Annotated in this window: 17 protein-coding genes; 6 read left to right on the top strand and 11 right to left on the bottom strand. The window is 46.8% G+C overall.

Annotated features, from left to right (window positions below; all coding sequences use genetic code 11):
• Positions 1–5 precede the first annotated feature (5 nt).
• Entirely contained in the window at positions 6–302 is a 297-nt protein-coding gene (locus OEU88_RS04820) for an NAD(P) transhydrogenase subunit alpha (protein WP_262693979.1), read from the bottom strand.
• Positions 295–1,434, bottom strand: coding sequence for a Re/Si-specific NAD(P)(+) transhydrogenase subunit alpha (locus OEU88_RS04815; RefSeq protein WP_262693978.1), 1,140 nt, complete (start codon positions 1,432–1,434; stop codon positions 295–297). Before OEU88_RS04815 ends, OEU88_RS04820 begins: the two co-directional genes overlap by 8 nt.
• 267 nt (positions 1,435–1,701) lie before the next feature.
• Between OEU88_RS04815 and OEU88_RS04810 the strand changes: the two genes are divergently transcribed.
• Together OEU88_RS04810 and murI are read left to right on the top strand one after the other, a co-directional pair.
• Entirely contained in the window at positions 1,702–3,147 is a 1,446-nt protein-coding gene (locus OEU88_RS04810; RefSeq protein WP_262693977.1) for a sigma-54-dependent transcriptional regulator, read from the top strand.
• Positions 3,148–3,182: 35 nt separating this feature from the next.
• Positions 3,183–4,019, top strand: a complete 837-nt coding sequence (gene murI / locus OEU88_RS04805; RefSeq protein ID WP_262693976.1) for a glutamate racemase — start codon at positions 3,183–3,185, stop codon at positions 4,017–4,019.
• Positions 4,020–4,031: 12 nt separating this feature from the next.
• On the opposite strand, the gene putA is transcribed toward murI, so the two are convergent.
• Complete coding sequence (putA, locus tag OEU88_RS04800; protein ID WP_262693975.1) at positions 4,032–7,163, bottom strand: bifunctional proline dehydrogenase/L-glutamate gamma-semialdehyde dehydrogenase PutA; 3,132 nt, start codon at positions 7,161–7,163, stop codon at positions 4,032–4,034.
• 115 nt (positions 7,164–7,278) lie between these two features.
• Here putA and OEU88_RS04795 point away from each other — a divergent pair, with 115 nt between their 5' ends.
• Both OEU88_RS04795 and OEU88_RS04790 read left to right on the top strand, forming a co-directional pair.
• Positions 7,279–7,743: an Lrp/AsnC ligand binding domain-containing protein gene (locus OEU88_RS04795; RefSeq protein ID WP_262693974.1), complete on the top strand. Its 465-nt coding sequence runs from the start codon at positions 7,279–7,281 to the stop codon at positions 7,741–7,743.
• A gap of 80 nt (positions 7,744–7,823) precedes the next feature.
• Positions 7,824–9,956, top strand: a complete 2,133-nt coding sequence (locus tag OEU88_RS04790) for a PQQ-dependent dehydrogenase, methanol/ethanol family (protein WP_262693973.1) — start codon at positions 7,824–7,826, stop codon at positions 9,954–9,956.
• 81 nt (positions 9,957–10,037) lie between these two features.
• On the opposite strand, the gene OEU88_RS04785 is transcribed toward OEU88_RS04790, so the two are convergent.
• From OEU88_RS04785 to OEU88_RS04760, 6 genes are all read right to left on the bottom strand, one after another.
• On the bottom strand, positions 10,038–10,304 hold the full coding sequence (locus OEU88_RS04785; RefSeq protein ID WP_262693972.1) for a DUF2312 domain-containing protein: 267 nt from the start codon (positions 10,302–10,304) through the stop codon (positions 10,038–10,040).
• Between the two features lie 349 nt (positions 10,305–10,653).
• Complete coding sequence (locus OEU88_RS04780) at positions 10,654–11,355, bottom strand: LytR/AlgR family response regulator transcription factor (RefSeq protein ID WP_262693971.1); 702 nt, start codon at positions 11,353–11,355, stop codon at positions 10,654–10,656.
• Entirely contained in the window at positions 11,355–12,428 is a 1,074-nt protein-coding gene (locus tag OEU88_RS04775) for a sensor histidine kinase (protein ID WP_262693970.1), read from the bottom strand. The genes OEU88_RS04780 and OEU88_RS04775 overlap by 1 nt, the downstream gene beginning before the upstream one ends.
• Positions 12,429–12,584: 156 nt before the next feature.
• Positions 12,585–13,430 (bottom strand): SDR family NAD(P)-dependent oxidoreductase, encoded by an 846-nt coding sequence (locus OEU88_RS04770; RefSeq protein WP_262693969.1) that lies wholly within the window; start codon positions 13,428–13,430, stop codon positions 12,585–12,587.
• A gap of 113 nt (positions 13,431–13,543) precedes the next feature.
• Complete coding sequence (locus OEU88_RS04765; RefSeq protein ID WP_394805231.1) at positions 13,544–13,846, bottom strand: DUF1244 domain-containing protein; 303 nt, start codon at positions 13,844–13,846, stop codon at positions 13,544–13,546.
• Positions 13,847–13,878: 32 nt separating this feature from the next.
• Positions 13,879–14,646 carry an N-formylglutamate amidohydrolase gene (locus tag OEU88_RS04760; RefSeq protein ID WP_262693967.1) on the bottom strand — a complete coding sequence of 256 codons (768 nt, stop codon included), beginning with the start codon at positions 14,644–14,646 and terminating at the stop codon, positions 13,879–13,881.
• Between the two features lie 146 nt (positions 14,647–14,792).
• Here OEU88_RS04760 and pyk point away from each other — a divergent pair, with 146 nt between their 5' ends.
• Positions 14,793–16,253: a pyruvate kinase gene (gene pyk, locus OEU88_RS04755; RefSeq protein ID WP_262693966.1), complete on the top strand. Its 1,461-nt coding sequence runs from the start codon at positions 14,793–14,795 to the stop codon at positions 16,251–16,253.
• Positions 16,254–16,261: 8 nt separating this feature from the next.
• On the opposite strand, the gene OEU88_RS04750 is transcribed toward pyk, so the two are convergent.
• Together OEU88_RS04750 and ykgO are read right to left on the bottom strand one after the other, a co-directional pair.
• Positions 16,262–16,870, bottom strand: coding sequence for an HAD family hydrolase (locus OEU88_RS04750; RefSeq protein ID WP_262693965.1), 609 nt, complete (start codon positions 16,868–16,870; stop codon positions 16,262–16,264).
• Positions 16,871–16,962: 92 nt separating this feature from the next.
• A complete protein-coding gene (ykgO, locus tag OEU88_RS04745) occupies positions 16,963–17,088 on the bottom strand; it encodes a type B 50S ribosomal protein L36 (protein WP_262693964.1) in 126 nt (41 codons plus the stop codon).
• Between the two features lie 475 nt (positions 17,089–17,563).
• On the opposite strand from ykgO, the gene OEU88_RS04740 reads away from it, so the two are divergent.
• A complete protein-coding gene (locus OEU88_RS04740; protein WP_262693963.1) occupies positions 17,564–18,688 on the top strand; it encodes a M14 family metallopeptidase in 1,125 nt (374 codons plus the stop codon).

The raw sequence follows: 18,688 nt of genomic DNA, 5'->3' as shown, positions 1-18,688 counted from the left end.
GCTCCCTATTTCTTTTTCTTGTACATGGCAAGCATGCGCGCCGTGACCGCAAAACCACCAAAGATATTAACGGCAGCAAGGCCAATAGCGATTGCGCCTAGTATTTTGGAAAGGCTTGCGCCTTCAGGCCCGGCTGCAATTAACGCACCAACTATAATCACACTTGAGATCGCGTTCGTTACACTCATGAGCGGGGTATGCAGCGCCGGTGTCACCGACCACACCACATAATAGCCAACAAAAATAGCTAAGATAAAAATACTAAACTGCTGAATGAATGGGCTTGCAATAAGATCATGCATTGTTCTCGCCTCCTGTCAGTCGAGGGTGTACGATGGCGCCGTCTTTGGTCACCAAGCTCTCGGACACAACCTCATCCTCAAAATCGATTTCTAGTTTACCGTCTTTCACATGCGGCGTAATAAAGTGCATCAGGTTACGCGCATAAAGCGCAGAAGCGTCAGCAGCCAATCGTGATGGCACATTCTGGTGCCCTACAATTGTTACACCGTGCGCCTCAACAATCTCGCCTGCTTTGGCAAGTTCGCAGTTGCCGCCATTTTCAACCGCCAAATCAACAATTACACTGCCAGGCTTCATGGACTTAACCATCTCTTCGGTAATTAATACCGGCGCTGGCCGACCCGGAATAAGGGCCGTCGTAATAGCAATGTCCTGCTTGGCTAGCGTTTCGGCAATCAATGCTGCCTGTTTTGCTTTATAAGCGTCGCTCATTTCCTTGGCGTAACCGCCAGAAGTTTCAGCGTTTTCGGTTTCTTCGTCTTCGACCATGACAAATTTACCGCCAAGGCTTTCAACCTGCTCTTTAGCGGCAGCGCGCACATCGGTTGCACTCACGATAGCGCCCAACCGTTTAGCTGTCGCAATCGCTTGAAGACCAGCAACCCCTGCGCCCATGACCATTACACGCGCCGGAGCAATGGTGCCTGCTGCGGTCATCATCATTGGAAATGCGCGCCCGAATGTTGCTGCCGCATCAATGACAGCCTTATAACCTGCCAAATTGCTCTGACTGGACAGCACGTCCATTGACTGAGCCCTGGTAATGCGCGGAACAAATTCCATCGCAACTGCCATCAAGCCCGCATCTGCATATGGCTTTAACCGGTCACTATCCAGAAACGGATTGAGGTTAGCCAGTTGCAACGTACCTTTCTTGGCAAGCTTGGCGTCTTTGCCCTCAAGACCTTGTACAGAAAAAATAACATCCGCGTCGCTAACAGCGCCTTTAAGGTCTTTGGCGATACTTGCGCCCGCAGCTGCAAATGCAGCATCAGATATTGATGCTCCATCTCCCGCACCTGTTTCGATGATGACATCAAATCCAAGGTCGATTAATTTTTTCACCGTGTCAGGAGATGCCGCAACGCGTTTTTCAGCAGGGCGGCGCTCCTTAATAACTCCTAGTTTCATGAACTTCTCTCCGTGAGACAGTTAGAACGCTATTCAGCTCGCAACATATAGGCTTAACAAGGCACATTGCTGTGGTACCTACAACCCGTTTATGATGCGACTCTTGAAAGAAAAGGTAATACAAAAGCATTTTCAAGCAAGGTTGTTTCTTTCGATTACAGAAATAGAGAAAATTTTATCTTTTCAGTTTTGTTAACCACTGTCCTGAAATGATACGCCCATTCGCGAATCACCTGTTCGCAAAAGGCGTTGCATAAGGACGAAAAATTGGACCATACAGAACAAAAAACAGTTCTTATTGTTGAAGATGAAATCACACAAGCTGTGCTCCTAGAGGGTATCGTAAAACGCGCCGGATACGATGTGATTTTGGCAGAAAGCGGTGTAATCGCACTTGATAAGCTGGCTCATTCAGCGAAGACACCGGCAATTGATATTGTTGTATTAGACCTTGTAATGCCCGGCATGGACGGCATTGAGGTCTTGAAACGGCTTCGTAAAAGCTTACCAAACCTGCCTGTTATTATGTTGACCGGTCACTCATCGATTACAACCGTTGTTGACGCGATGCGTGCAGGTGCAACTGATTTTATTGTAAAACCTGCAAGCGCAGAGCGTATTCGCGCTGCGTTAAAAGCAGGCCTTGAAACACAAGCCTTTGTCGGTGAAATTGAGCCTGTAATATCTGCACAACCCGATGCAGGTTTTGAAAACCTGATTGGTGACAGTGCGCCGATGAAGCGTGCCGTCACACTAGCAAAGAAAGCTGCACGGGCTAGCATTCCTGTCCTGATCGACGGCGAATCCGGTGTAGGCAAGGAAGTGTTTGCACGCGCAATTCATGCTGCGAGTGACCGTGCAAATCTCCCTTTTGTGGCAGTTAACTGTGGTGCAATCCCTGAAAACTTGGTGGAAAGCATCCTTTTTGGCCATGAAAAAGGTGCCTTTACAGGCGCAACTGAAACACGCGTTGGTAAATTTGAAGAAGCAAACGGCGGCACACTCTTCCTTGATGAGGTCGGTGAATTACCACTTGATATTCAAGTGAAATTATTGCGGGCCTTGCAAGAAAAAGAAATCGACCCTGTTGGCAGCCGCGGTAGTATATCCGTTGATATACGCATTATTTCGGCAACAAATCGTAACCTGCCCAAGCAAATAGCAAGTGGCAATTTTCGTGAAGACCTGTTTTACCGCCTCAACGTTTTCCCGATTACTCTGCCGTCATTGAAGGATCGAAGAGATGATATCCCGGCATTAACTGCCTATTTTCTTCAAACACTAGCGACCTTGGAAGACCTACCAAAACGTAGGCTTTCCCCCGCCGCAGCCAGTGTTTTGATGGCGTATGATTGGCCCGGTAATATCCGGCAGCTACAGAACGCGTTATTTCGCGCAATTATCTTGTCAGAGCACGAAGAACTTACCCCTGAAGACTTTCTTCATGTTGTCTCTTCCAGCGCACATCAGCAAGAACAGGTTTCATCTCAGAGCCGCTCAAGCACGCCAGAAGTATCCCAAAATCATACTCATGCCACAGTTCAATTGCTAGATGCCGATGGCCATGCACGCACACTTGGAGCCATTGAATGCGACGTTATTAAGATGGTACTTGATCGGTACAATGGTAAAATGGCAGAAGTGGCAAGGCGCCTTAATATCGGACGCTCTACACTTTATCGCAAGATAGAAGAATACGGCCTGAAACGTTAGGCCTGCTTAATGGGCTAATGCAGAAGGAGAATCTAGTGATCGGTGTATTTGACTCCGGGTCTGGCGGGCTAACAATCCTGAATGCATTGAAAAAACAACTCCCTAATCAGAAATTTCTCTATCTGGGCGACCACGGTCATGCACCCTACGGACATCGCAGCAACGAACAGATTGTTGCTCTTACGCGCTTGGGTGTTGATCACCTAATGCATGAAGGCTGCAGTCTTGTTATTCTTGCCTGCAACACAGCCGCCGCAATTGCGCTGCGTACCTTGCAGCAAGAGTGGTTGCCCACTGAACACCCTGAAAAACGTGTTCTCGGCGTACTCGTTCCCATGGTAGAGGCAATCACTAACGTACCCTGGGCACAGCAATCTCCGGCAAGTCATCCAGAAGACAACAAACAGAACAAGCAAAGAGTACTACTGTTTGCCACCAGTAAAACCATTGAAAGTGGCGCATACGTGGAAGAAATTGCCAAACGCGCACCGCACGTTGAACTGGTTCAAAAGGCATGCCCTGGGCTCGTTGATGCTATCGAAGGCGGCGCAGGCACCGCTCCGTTACAGGGGCTTATCAACGGATACATCAGTGAATTAGACATGTACGGCATAGAAACTGCCGTGCTTGGATGCACACACTTCCCTCTTGTAGAAAAACTGTTCAAAGCTGCATTGCCCGATACTGTAAAATTATATTCTCAGGCCGATATCGTTGCCTCTTCACTAAAGAATTACCTCGAGCGACATCCTGAGTTTATTAGTGCAGACACACCGAGCACCACACTGCTAACATCTGGTGATCCGCGCATTGTTGACCGCGTCAGCAAACGGCTCGGCGTAAATGAACAATCATTTATAATGTACCAGTAATCTTTAAACGCTTCATACACCATCACTCATAGCAATCAGACTTGCATTACCACCAACAGCTGTTGTGTCGGTCGTAATTACTTTTTCTGACAAGAAACGGTACAGATATGCAGGACCGCCTGCTTTAGGCCCTGTACCTGATAGCCCCATACCACCAAATGGTTGCACACCAACCACAGCACCAATTGTATTGCGGTTGATATAAATATTTCCAGCCTGCACCGTATCTGCAACCTTTTCAGTTTGGCGCTTTAACCGACTATGAATACCAAATGTCAAACCAAAGCCACTCGCGTTAATCTGGTTAACGACCTCGTCTCGGGTTCCTGCCTTATAACGAACAACATGTAGCACCGGCCCGAAAACTTCACGAGTCAACGCAGATGCCGATGGTAATGCGACAATATGCGGTGCAATGAAATGCCCATTGTCAGGAACGCCGTGCGTTAGATCATCAGCACCAAAGATAATGTCAGCATCTTCCGGTAAGTTCGTAAGATACGTTTCCAGATTATTCAATGCAGCAGCATCAATCACAGGACCAACGTCAGTTGAAAGCCTCTGCGGTGCACCCAGCACAAGTTCCTTTGCTGCCCCTTTAATCATTTCAATCATCTTGTCTGCAACATCATCCTGTATGCACAAAAGCCTTAACGCTGAACACCGTTGCCCTGCCGACTGGAAAGCACTTGCAATAACATCATCTGCCACCTGTTCAGGCAGTGCTGTTGCATCAACAATCATTGCATTGATACCGCCGGTTTCCGCAATCAACGGTGCAATCGCCGTATCCCGTGCAGCAAGCGACCGGTTAATCGCCCATGCTGTTTTTGTTGATCCAGTAAACGCCACACCGGATGTCTGTGTACTTGATGTTAACGCAGCACCCACATCAGGACCACCGAGCACTAAATGCAATGCCGTTACAGGCACGCCTGCTGCATGCAGCATTTTTACTGCCTTGTGCGCAATCACAGGGGTTTGGGCCGCGGGCTTAGCAACAACAGCATTACCTGCCGCTAGTGCGGCTGCGATTTGCCCAACAAAAATAGCGAGCGGGAAGTTCCACGGTGCAATACATACAAACACGCCGCGCCCGATAAACTGATGCATATTAACTTCACCAGTTGGGCCGGGCAGGCGTGTCGGTTCACCCATAAGCTTGCGTGCTTCACCAGCGTAATACCGGCAAAAATCAACCGCTTCACGCACTTCTGCAATACCGTCTGCAATTGTACGACCAGCTTCAGCGGCAATGACAGCAATCAGTTCTGCTTGTTGCTGCTCCAGCATATTTGCCATTTTATCAAGAGCCGCAGCGCGTACATTCACTGGTGTATCTCGCCAGCCTAGAAACCCTTTTGCCGCAGCAGCCAAAGCTTGCTCAGCTATGGATGCATCAGCGTCAAATACCTGTGCATAAGTATGATCTATATTATAGGGAGACACGCAGTTTTGAGCAGCACCCTCTTTCACAGCAGCACCGTTTATTAAAGATGTGACACTGTCATATTGGTCGCCCACATCGCACATTCTCTGCATAAACGATTTCGTATGCTCACGGTCCCCAAATGACAACCCTGACGCATTCTTACGGGTTTCACCCAGAATATCCGCTGGCAATGCGATAGATTGATTTCGGTATTCCGCATAACCCGGCAATATTTCCCATGGCTGCGCCGTCAACTGTTCAATCGGTACAGTTTCATCTTCAATTGTATTTACGAACGAAGAATTGGCGCCGTTTTCGAGAATACGCCGAACGAGATATGCCAACAAATCTTCATGTGAACCAACAGGTGCATATATCCGGCATGCTGCAACCCTTTGCTTTTCGGTGAGGTTTTCATATAGAGCTTCACCCATACCGTGCAAACATTGAAACTCAAATGTACCTGTCCTGTCTCGAAATATCTCAATAACCGTTGCCGTTGTCAGAGCATTATGTGTTGCAAATTGGCCGTATATACGATCACCCGCGGCGGCAATTTTTTGCGCACAAACAGTATATGAAAGGTCTGTGGATGCCTTTCGGGTATACACTGGATAGTCTTGCAGGCCTTCTTCTTGCGCAAGCTTAACTTCGGTATCCCAGTATGCACCCTTGACCAAACGCACCATAAATTGGCGGTCTAGTATATTTGCCAGCTTGACCAACCAGTCGATCACAGCACCCGCACGCTTTTGATACGCTTGTACAGCAAGCCCAAAACCTGACCAACCTGCCAAAGTTTCACTGCTTGCAACGGCTGCAAAAACATCCAGCGAAAGACTGAGGCGCTCAGCTTCCTCTGCATCAATGGTAAAGTTAAGATCGTAGCTTTTTGCGGCCTCAGCTAATGCAATAACCTGCGGCACAAGGTCAGCTAGCACCTGCTGTTTATGGGTTTCATGATAACGCGGGTGAATGGCTGATAATTTTACAGAAATACCAGCTCTGCTTGGGAGCTTACCTGCTTTTTTTTGTTTCTTGCCAATTTTCTCAATTGCGTTTGCATATGCCTCATAATAACGCGCAGCGTCAGCCGCAGTCCGCGCACCCTCGCCCAACATATCAAACGAATACCTGTAGCCTGCTTTTTCGCGTTTTGCGGCCCGCTTTAGTGCAGAATCTATCGTCTGGCCAAGGACAAAATGCCTGCCCAGAATTTTCATTGCCTGCCGTGTTGCTGTGCGAACAGTGGGTTTGCCTAGTCGCTTCACCGCCTGCGTTACCATTGCTTGCGGGCCTTCTTGTGGCTTTGTTAACCGTGCGCCAAGTGCAAGTGCCCAGGTTGACGCTGTAACAAATGGTTTTCCCTGATCAGAAAAATGCCAACTTTCGGCACCAAGCTTATCCTCAATGAGCGTATCTGCGGTTTCACTATCTGGTACACGCAGCAGTGCCTCAGCCAACACCATTAACGCAAGACCTTCATCCGTTGACAGTCCGTAAGTATGAAGGAAGTCATCAACATCACCTACCCATGATTTTTCAGAGCGCAGTGCTGTAATGAGGTCGGTTGCAGTTGATTTAATCCGGCGCTGTGAAGAATCCCCAAACGAGATGTGTTCAAGCAATGCTTGAACACACGCTTCTTCGTTGGGAACATAATCTGCTTTGAATTGCGGTAATTTTATTGAACGTGACACAGCGGCATTCATGAGATACTCCTTATTTGAATATCCCCTATATCAGATTTTATTAAGTGAAATTTTCCTTATTTATTTTGTATTTTAGTGATATTCACTACTTGTGAAATAATAACGGTGAATAGCAATGAAGGCGTTAGATCGATTTGATCATAAAATATTGAAGCTTCTCCAACGAGATGGGCGGATGAGCACACTTGATTTAGCGGATAAAATCTCACTAAGCCCAACAGCAACCACTGAACGCGTAAAACGGTTACGACGCGATGGGTACATCGTTGGTTACCAGGCCGTTCTGTCACCGCGTTTACTAGACAAAAACCTGCTGAGTTTTGTTGAAGTAAGACTGGAAAGTACAGGAGCCGACATTTTTGAGCGCTTTAGTGAAGCAGTGCAAAAAATTGATGAAATAATGGAATGCCATATGGTTGCCGGTGGTTTTGATTACCTTTTGAAAATACGCTGCGCTGATATGGCCGCATATCGCTTTCTACTCAGTGACAAAATCAACCAACTACCCGGTGTACGTGAAACAAACACATACGCAGTTATGGAAGAAGTTAAAAACTCTAATCTGCTACCACTGGGATAAGCCGCCACAAATAGCCATAAACTAGACACGGTTCATAAACGCCATACATCTTAAGTAAAGGGTTTTAGGGGAGAATAGAAATGCAACTGCGACTAACTCTAATCGCACTGTTGTTAGCACTGACAGCTTGCGAGCAACGTGAGCATGCTTCATCTGATACTAACCCCGCCAAGCAAGCGACCATCGACACAAATTTTATCGAGGCAACGAGCCCCAACGCCGAATGGTTGACCCATGGTGGCAGTTATACAGAACAACGCCATTCTCCCTTGGACACCATAAACACCGAAAATGTCGCCACTTTGGGTGTTACATGGACCTATGACCTTGCTACAAACCGAGGTGTTGAAGCGACCCCAATTATTGCAAACGGTGTCATGTATGTAACATCCGCTTGGTCTGTTGTTTATGCACTCGATGCTAAAACCGGCGAAGAACTATGGGTGTATGATCCAGAGGTTGACCGTGCGGTTGGCGTGAAGGCCTGCTGTGATGTGGTAAACCGCGGCGTTGCTATCTACGGCGATAAAATCCTTGTTGGGGTGATTGATGGCAGGCTTGAAGCGTTAGATGCTAAAACTGGCAAGATTGCATGGAGCACGATCACTGTTGACCAAGCAAAACCATACACCATCACAGGCACACCGCGTGTTATTGACGGGCTTGTATTAATTGGGAACGGCGGCGCCGAACTTGGTGTACGTGGTTATATATCGGCTTATAATATTGACGACGGTACACTCTCATGGCGCTTTTACACAGTGCCCAATCCAAGCAAACAGCCAGACGGCGCCGTATCGGACGATGCCTTTACTTCCATCGGCAACATTACATGGGGCGACGACGGCGCATGGGTCACGGATGGCGGCGGCGGCACTGTGTGGGATTCTATCATTTATGATAGTGTAAATGATCAGATCATCTTCGGCGTTGGCAATGGATCACCCTGGAATCGTGAAATCAGGGATCCTTCCGGCGGTGACAACCTGTTCCTGTCATCCATTGTGGCAGTAGACGTTAAGACGGGCACATACAAATGGCATTTTCAAACCACCCCCGGTGATAACTGGGACTATACCGCTACGCAGTCACTCATACTTGCAAACCTGCCACTGGGAGAAAACGGAGCTGAGCGCCGCGTTGTCATGCAGGCACCGAAAAATGGCTTTTTCTATGTGTTGGATGCTGAAACCGGCGTATTCATTTCAGGTGAGGCATTTGGCCCTGTTAACTGGGCAACAGGCCTTGACGAAAGTGGTAGACCCGTTGAGGTTGCTGCCGCGCGCTACGGCACAGTGCCATATCTCCAATTACCTGGTCCGCTCGGCGCGCATAACTGGCATCCGATGGCATACAATCCGATACATAAGCTTGCTTATATACCCGCACAGGAAATACCTCAGGCATATAGCCTTGATCCTCTATGGGATAGCAAGCCTGCCGTTTGGAATACAGGTGCTGATTTTGCTGCTGGAACACCCGTTGATATGCCGCCAGAACTTATGAAGTTTTTACGCGCAAGCCTCAAGGGAAGATTGATTGCATGGGATCCGGTAAAACAGGAAGCCCGCTGGACTGTTGAGCACGAAAATGCATGGAATGGCGGCATTTTGTCTACAGCTGGCAATCTTGTTTTTCAGGGAAAGTTAGGTGGTGAATTTTCTGCATATAACGCAGCAAACGGCACACCTTTGTGGCATTACGATTTAAAGTCGGGCGCAGTAGCAGGGCCAGTAACTTATGAAATAGACGGTATACAATACGTCACGATCACGACGGGTTGGGGTTCTGGATATGCACTTCATGCAGGCTATGCATACGACAAAAAAGTATCTCCTACAGTTGGTAAAGTAGTTACTTTTAAATTGGGTGGCACAGCCGATATTGCTGATCCTGAAATGATCCCAATTGATCGCACACCCAAAAGCGAACGTATTGGCACTGCTGAAACACTCCAGTCAGGCGTCGTTCATTACGCTCGAAACTGTTTAGTGTGTCATGGCCCTGTCGCAATCAGCTCTGGTGTTCTGCCAGACTTGCGCTGGTCGTCATATACCGCTGATTCTGATGCCTGGCAGGCTGTTGTCTCGGAAGGTGTGCTGGCAGATAGCGGGATGGTCTCATTCAGCAAACTTCTTACGCCTGAAGAAATAGAAGCTATTCGCGCTTATGTTATTTCACAAGCCCACAATGCTGTTGCACAAGAGAACTAAATTACAGGCCTTAGCAAAACACTGTTAAAGAAAAAAGTTTGGTCATCGACCGCGCTGTACTACAATAAATTTATAGCAACTTTATTCGGTTGGCTCTGGAATTTGACCACCCTCAATGGCGTGCAGGTATACTTCCAAAAGCGCTTCCTGCTCTTGCCTGTCTGCTTGGTCCATCTTACGAATAGCAACTACTTTACGCAGTATCTTAACATCAAATCCAACAGCTTTAGCGCCTGCATACACTTCTTTAATATCTTCAGCGATGCCCTTTTTCTCTTCTTCCAAACGCTCAATACGCTCAATATATGATCTTAGCTGTTCGCCAGCCACACCGCCTGCCTGTACCATATCCAACTCCGTAAACTTGCGCTTACTGTTATCAATAAACGCTACATATTCATAATTCGACGCGCACCATACGCATGCCAACGCTTATAGGCAATCACGGATTCAAAGTCTTTTGCTTATCCATCTTTGCTATACTTGTGTCAGATATGCTCACTTCTTATTTTCGCATGTAAGAAAGCGTTGTTTATCACGCTTTGTAGGTATGTTGTGTAGAAGGCCCTCAACAAACCAGTAAGTTCCACACATAGTACTCACGGTTCCTATAATCATTATGATTTAAGGGCCTGAGTCACAACTTCAAAGAGCCTCAGAATAACCCCCTGAGGCTCTTTCGATTCGTATATTTTAGCTAATCACCAGCAGCTTTGCGCAACAAATCATCCTTATATGCGCGGCCAATCGGCACTGGCCCCAAACATGTGGCAATCTGGTTTCCGGTTATTTTCTCAATATAATTGATGTTCACAATATGAGATTTCTGAACGCGGAGAAAACTATCCTTAGGCAATTTCTCCAACCAGGAATGCAACGTACCCAATATATAATAACGGTTATCTTTCATATTTATATTGAGAAAGTTACCGTCCGATGCAATGTGAACCAACCTACTTAGATCAAGCCTGATCAAATCCCCATCCACTTTAATAAACACTGAATTATCGTGAATATTCTTGCTCATTCTATTGTTGCTCTGCGTTCCAGAACGTACCTTGGAAACGGCCTTGCAAAACCGCTCAAAGGAAAATGGCTTTAGCAGGTAGTCAGCTACATCAAGCTCAAATCCTTCAATTGCATGTTCAGAATATGCAGTAGTGATCACCACATTTGGTGGATGAGACAGCGACCGCAAAAAAGACAAGCCGCTCATTTTGGGCAAATGAATATCCAGAAAAAGTAAGTCAACGTCATACTCTTGTAGTAACTTCATAGCCTCAAGGGCACTGCCGCATGTTGCAACAAGCTCGATATGCTCTAGCCGAGAAATATATGTTTGCAGTATCCGCTGAGCAGGCTTTTGGTCTTCAACAATAAGGCACCGCAAACCTGCCATCACTCATCACCATCGATAAATAAGAGAGGTGATCTTGTGATAGGCATGGCCAACTTTACCTCAAACACGTCTGTTGCAGCATTATGTTCCAGTGAAAACTTATCTGAGTACATCAATTCTAAACGACGGCGTACATTAGCGATTCCCACACCAGCACTGTCCATTGCTTTATCTTCATCATATGTATTGCGCGCTACCAGCATCAACATGTCAGATTTAATGCTAATATTGATATCGATAAGAATGCCTTTTTCCTGCGTATTCAAACTGTGCTTGAAACAGTTCTCAAGTAGAGTGACCATCACAAAAGGTGCCACCGACTTCCCTTTACCAGACCCTTGGATGGAAAAGTTGACTTGCCCTCTTCCTTCAAGACCCATTTCTTGAAGGACGACATAATTTTCCAGCGAGAGCAACTCGCTATCAAGAGGCACCGTGTCGTCCCCGCATTCATACAAATTATATCTCAGAAACTCTGACAGCTTTAAAAGCATGTCTGGTGCAACATCACTGTGCGTTAGTGAATGTGAGTATATGTTATTCAAAGCGTTAAATAACATATGAGGATTAACTTGAGAGCGGAGAAATTTAAGCTCGCTTTCAATCTTTTCCTTGTTGATAGCTAACAGTTTTTGCTGCGTTTCCCGGTATTCCCAGGTCAGCTTTACAAAGAACATAAAGCCAAGCAATGGTAATGACCCCAGCGCAAATTTATAAACCCCGTGTAACGACCATTGGCTAGAACCTTTGGTGCTATCAAAGAAAACAGGCATAAGAATGCCAACTTCAAATGAACCTACGGTAAAGAAGGAAACCAACAGCATCAGAGCAAATAAAAAATACCGGCCTGTTTGGAAATAGCGAGGTAGAAGATAGTATAACACGAAAAAGGCTAATATGCCTCTCTCCAAAGAGTAGACAACTTCGCTCAAGTGTAAATGAGGATATTCATACTGGCCAGGATGCAAGTAGCTAGGTTCTTGTGAAAAAGCGATGAGAACCATAGACAATACCCATATAAGTACGAGTATCAATTTGTCGGTTATCTGGTGCTTTTCGAGCTTAAGTTTCAACGCGTCGGGGCTCCTCTTCCGTCCTCTAGCGAATAATATCACTTCCCCCTTGTGTCAGTTATCATATGATGAACCGACTGTATTAGTTGATGAAATGCATAAAGCACCCTGAAACCGCAGCATGCAAAAGATAAAGCCTAGCCCGCGAAATTTTTTTTACGATAACGCCTCATTCAAACGCATATCAGCAGCACAAGCAGCATAATCCGCTTTAATCAACTCATGTCGTTGATCAATATACTGTTGCATTTCCGGGTGGGTAAAAATGTAAAAACGGTTTGCTTCAACACAGTCTGCCGTCCAGTCGCCGACCAACGCCGTAGGCAAGCCGTTTTCAACAACCTGTTTCATGGCATGGAAACCGCGGTCGTTTTCAAGCTCTGCTTCACTCGAAGGGCCAGTCGGGCTTGCTAACCGGCTCTTATGAATATTGGTTTGCACCCATGCCGGGCACAAAACACTGACACCGATATCAGATCGTGCAAGGTCGTGTTTCAATGCTTCCGAATATCCAACTACAGCAAATTTAGTAGCATAATACGGCGGCATACCACGATCTGTAACATGACCAGCCATAGATGCCGTATTAACAAAATAACCACCTTCGCCGTGTGCTTGCATCAGCGGCGTAAACACCTCAACACCATGCACGACACCCATCAGGTTGATATCAACAATCCAGCGCCAGTCTTCCAATGGGGTTTGGCCGGGGCGTCCTCCGATACCAACACCAGCGTTATTCACAACAATATGTACTTTACCAAAGCGGTCGATTGTCGTTTCTGCGGCCTGCTGAACGGCTGCAGCATCAGATACATCACAAATCACGGATGTCGCATCTGCACCTGACGAGCGCAATTCCTGTTCAGCATTGGTCAATAAATCAGCATTAATATCAGCCAACATTATCTTGCAACCGCGCGCAGCAAACGAACGTGCAATCGCAAGACCAATGCCTGTTGCTCCGCCTGTAACAAAAGCGACTTTACCTTTAATATCCATGAAACCACATACTCCCGGCAACTCTGAAGGTTTAAACAAGCATTACACACCAAGCGCGGCGCCCCATCCGGCGCACTCTGTATTCTTGCAAAGTGAGATGTGGCTGATTGACGTTAAGGCAATTTATTTTTCGCAACACTGTCGTTCATAAGTTGTAACTGTGCTTCTGTTGCAGGCTGTTGGTATTCCTTTTTGAAATCATCATAAGGCATGCCATAAACTCGCTCGCGCGCTGTTGCCTTATCAATACTCATGCCTTCTTCTGCCGCAGCTTCGCTGTACCAGTCAGACAGACAATTGCGGCAAAAACCACTGTGTCCCATCAAATCAATATTTTGGACATCTTTGCGATGATCCAGGTGCGCAAGTAGGCGGCGAAAAACTTTTGCTTCAATTTGTGCTTGTTGAGGATCAATATCTGACATCTTTTCTCTCGCTTTTGTTAATTCTACTTGGAAACAGGGTACAGTTTACGTTGCTTCAGATCGTTACGTTCCATACATTCATCAAGAACGTCCGCAATTAAAGCTGCCCACTGCGTTGTTTTTTCTTCTGTATCGACAAGGTCTTGCCTGATTTCTAGGGTTGTTTGCGGCAAACCATGATCAGCACCGTGGCGTTGCATTGTATAATATAGGTCTTTGCCTGAATACGGTAGATTATCACCAATCACCAAATCGGTCTCTCGCTCCAAAAGGCCGATCATAGCCTGTGCCAAACGCGGATCCTGATTCCACAAAAAACCGACATGCCAGGGCCGGTCTTCACCCGCCATTGCTGGTGTAAAGCTATGTACTGCAACAAGAAGTGGTGTTAATCCGGCATCCATATGCTCAGCGATCAACGTTTCACACATGGTATGAAACGGATAATAATAAGCATCCATTCGTGCCTTAATTGCTTTTTCAGTGAGGTCGTTGTTGGCTGGAATAGTGATACCGTCACTAGCGGTTGGTATCATAGAGGAACGCCCCGGTTCGCGGTTGCAATCAATCAGCAAACGAGACACGGGCCCGAGCACCGCTGCAACACCCATCATTTCACATATTTTACGCGTCACATCTTCTGCGCCAATATCGTATGCGATATGTTCTTCCAGCACATCTGGTGTTAACCCCAAATTGTCATATCCATGCGGTACATGATTGGTGGCGTGATCACACAACAGGATAATACCTTCGCGCGCATCGGGGTTAATTAAAACTGGCTGTTCCATTGTGTGCGGCATTAGGTTACCAATCGCAGAAAGAATAAATGTGAAGACGAATATAGATAATAGTTTTCTCAAGCTACGGTTTACCCGTGAGCTGCAACGTAATACCCTTGGCATGCCTGTCAACTAACAAGCTGGATTTTGCACTAATGAATCAATCGCAAAAAACTAAACCCGCCGCTAGCCGTGAACGCAAAACACGCATTGTCGCGACACTTGGGCCTGCCTCTAGCAGCTATGATCAAATTCGCGATTTATTTTATGCGGGTGTCGATGTTTTCCGTCTAAATATGAGCCACGGCGACCATGACGATAAACGAACATTGTTTAAAAATATCCGCGATGTGGAAACCGAGGTAGGAAGACCTGTCGCTATTCTAGCTGACCTTCAAGGACCTAAACTACGTATTGGTACCTTTGCTGATGAGCACGTTCTATTGAAAGAAGGGCAGTCATTCACTCTGGACCTTGTTCAAAAGCCTGGCGACGAAAAACGTGTTTGTCTGCCGCATAAAGAAATTTTCGCGGCGATTGAGCCCGGCACCAACATCTTGCTTGATGACGGTAAAATTCGGTTAGCTGTGTCGGAGAAAACTGCTGATACTGCAACATGCACTGTTGTTGTGGGTGGACCACTTTCCAATCGCAAAGGTGTTAATGTCCCGAATGCAGTACTCCCTCTGGCGGCACTAACCGAAAAAGACCGCAAAGACCTGGCATTTGCACTGCAAATGAAAGCTGACTGGATTGCCTTGTCATTTGTACAGCGCGCTGCTGATGTTGCAGAAGCAAAACGCCTGATAGGTGGTAAGGCTGCTGTTATGGCAAAAATCGAAAAGCCCGCAGCCGTACAAGCCCTTGACGAGATTCTAGAACTTTCTGACGGTGTTATGGTTGCCCGCGGTGACCTGGGTGTCGAGGAACCTGTTGAAAAAGTACCAGGCATACAAAAACAGATTATTGCCAAAGCCCGCAAAGAAGGCAAACCTGTTGTTGTTGCAACGCAAATGCTCGAATCGATGATTAAAGCACCAGTACCGACCCGCGCCGAGGTTTCAGACGTAGCCACTGCCGTTATGGACGGTGCAGATGCAGTAATGCTATCAGCTGAATCCGCAGTCGGTGATTACCCTATTGAAGCTGTGGCCGTTATGAACCGTGTTGCCAAACGTATTGAAGGCGAACCCACATACTTTACCAACCGTCATGACAGCAGGGCTGATCCAACAGCAAATACCGCAGATGCCATTACCGCGGCAGCACGACAAGTTGCGAACACCGTTGGGGCTAAGGCAATTGTTACATTCACCACATCTGGTTCCACCGCAATGCGCGCCGCACGGGAAAGACCATCTGCGCCCATTTTAACGCTGACACCGCGCACAGAAATTGCACGCAAACTCAGTATCGTATGGGGACTTCACACTGTAAAAACCCGCGATGTTACAACATTTGAAGAAATGATAGGAAAATCCAAACGTATGGCTATGCGACAAGGTCTTGCTGAAGCTGGTGACCGTATTGTTGTAACAGCCGGGTTCCCATTTGGTACACCAGGCGCGACCAATGTGCTTCACATTGCGTGGATTAATGGTAACGAACTGAATTAAAAGGTGCGCTAGCGTAGAGCACCTTTTTCAATCAAACACTGCTTAAGTGATGCAGGATCAGTGAACTGGTGACCAATCATATTAAGTTGTTCCGCCGCTAAAACATTCTCTAGCCTGTCATCAACATAAACAGTCAGTTCAGGATCAAGTTTAAAGCGTGAAATCGCAATTTGAAAAATACGCGGATCAGGCTTAACCAGCTTTTCTTCACCGGAAACAACAACGCCTTCAAAATAATCTGTGAAATTATGGCTGCGGCAAAATTCTGGCCATTTCTCAGCTGAGAAATTGGTGAGCCCGTACACTTTAATACCCTGCTCCAGAAGGCTCATCATCACATCAACAGTGCCCTGCATCACAGGGCCAATCGTTTCTGACCACCGTTTATCAAATGCTGCTATCAGGTCTTCATATTCAGGAAAACGCTGAGACAAAATCTTGGTGCCGCGCGCAAATGGCCGGCCTCGATCATGCTCCGTGTGCCATTCCAGTGTTACAATATCGCTAAGAAAATGCTCAAGCTCATCAGAGTCGTCAATTAATTGACGGTATAGTAATCGCGGGTCCCATTCCACAAACACATTACCAATATCAAACAGAACCGCTGTTGGTCGCAAAGCAAACTCTCCACAAAAGACTAAGCCGCGCTACCCTATAAAAGGTGCACGGCTAAATCAATAGTAGCTATACGCTAAAGGCTAAACCAGTGTTAGCCTTGGCGAGCTTTAAAGCGGCGCTGCGTCTTGTTGATTACCAAAAGACGGCCCTTGCGGCGAATAACACGACAATCGCGGTGACGTGACTTCAAAGACTTGAGGCTATTACGAACTTTCATAGCACTTTTCCTAAAACCAGTTTTACTGTTAACTCAGCCAAACAATTGCCTAACCAAGCGGGGCCGCCGAATCTGCGACTCCCTCAATCCATTGGCGGCGGACAATACTTACGCACCGCACCCGTGTCAATAGACTGAAGATAATTAATTATTATCATAAAAGATTGTGCACTAAGACAATTCTATAGCCCATGCACAGAGGCACCCGTCTCAATGATCGGATGCCTCCTTTCTCCCGTTAGATAGCGGGAGTATATGCTCACGCTTTCACGTCAGTAAGAAAATGGTACCATAATGGGATTATATTGTCACGCAAATAACCACTCTTCTCAGCATGCATCTTTCCTAAAATGAATATGATTATTCCCAGAAGACAATACCCACCATACTAACACGCCGTATATAAAGACTAATTAACTTGCCTGCATCATGTCTCGGCGGTTACATAGTAACGGGAAAAACACAGGAGCGTCGTGTGCTGGTATCGTCAAAATTTGATAGTGGGAATATTAAAGTCATCGACTCGAAAAATCCGGGCAACATTCGTTTGAAAATCAACCGTGATGCACACTCCGACTTTTTTCAATGGTTTCACTTCCGCATATCAGGCGTGGCCGACACACCTTGCACAATCATCATCGAAAATGCCGGAGACGCAGCTTATACCGGCGGGTGGCAAGATTACAGTGTTTGCGCGTCATACGACCGCGAGTCATGGCATCGCATTGAAACTTCATATACTGACGGCGAACTAAAATGGTCTGTAACGCCAAAGCAAGATAGTTTGTACTTCGCCTATTTCGCACCTTATTCGATGGAACGCCACGCTGATCTCATCGCTGATGTGGCCACGTCACCTCTTGTCCGTACCTCTGTGCTGGGTCACACACTAGACGGTCAAGACATGGACCTTGTCGAGATTGGTCACGGCCCGGAAGGCCGTAAAAAGGTATGGCTAATAGCACGACAACATCCCGGTGAAACCATGGCTGAGTGGTGGATGGAAGGCGTATTCGATTACTTACTTGATGAAGATAACCCGGTCGCGCGGCAACTGCTTGACGCCGTGCATTTTTACATCGTTCCCAATATGAATCCTGACGGATCAAAACGTGGCCACCTGCGTACTAACGCCGCTGGTGCAAACCTGAACCGCGAATGGAATAACCCCAGTGCAGATCGAAGCCCTGAAGTACTTATGGTACGCGAAAAAATGCATCAAACAGGCATAGACTTCCATCTGGATGTACACGGCGATGAAGCCTTACCATACAATTTCGTCGCTGGCTTTGAAGGCATACCTTCCATCACTCAGTCACAACTTGACTTGTTAGCTGCATATAAGGAAACCCTGTGTGCTCTCACGCCTGATTTTCAGACAAAATACGGCTATCCAGTGGACGCACCCAAAACATCCGACCTAAAGAAATGCACTGACTATGTCGCAGAAACATTTAACTGCGTTTCCATGACACTTGAAATGCCGTTTAAGGATAACGCCAATCTGCCAGATGATTTGTTTGGCTGGAGCCCTGACCGTTGCAGGTATTTGGCGCATAGCTGCCTCGCCGCGCTTGCACAGCATTTAAACGATTTATAG

This window comes from Kordiimonas aquimaris (genome assembly GCF_025574485.1).
Classification (GTDB): Bacteria; Pseudomonadota; Alphaproteobacteria; order Sphingomonadales; family Kordiimonadaceae; genus Kordiimonas; species Kordiimonas aquimaris.
The sequence above is the reverse complement of the archived record's forward strand: the minus strand, read 5'-3'. Positions and strand labels throughout refer to the sequence as shown.